This window comes from Bacillus sp. mrc49, assembly GCF_002803435.1.
In genome coordinates this window covers 1-303 of record NZ_PHNG01000436.1, presented here as the reverse complement: position 1 = coordinate 303, position 303 = coordinate 1, and the positions used below count along the sequence as shown (strand labels likewise).

The following is a 303-nucleotide window of genomic DNA, read 5'->3' as shown; positions in this document are numbered from 1 at the left end:
GCAGCACTAAAGGGCGGAAACCCTCTAACACTTAGCACTCATCGTTTACGGCGTGGACTACCAGGGTATCTAATCCTGTTTGCTCCCCACGCTTTCGCGCCTCAGTGTCAGTTACAGACCAGAAAGTCGCCTTCGCCACTGGTGTTCCTCCAAATCTCTACGCATTTCACCGCTACCCTTGGAATTCCACTTTCCTCTTCTGCACTCAAGTTCCCCAGTTTCCAATGACCCTCCACGGTTGAGCCGTGGGCTTTCACATCAGACTTAAGGAACCACCTGCGCGCGCTTTACGCCCAATAATTC

Annotated in this window: 1 rRNA gene; it reads right to left on the bottom strand. The window is 52.5% G+C overall.

Going from position 1 to position 303, the window contains the following annotated elements:
• Positions 1-303 (bottom strand): 16S ribosomal RNA (locus CVN76_RS02655); the annotation flags it as partial.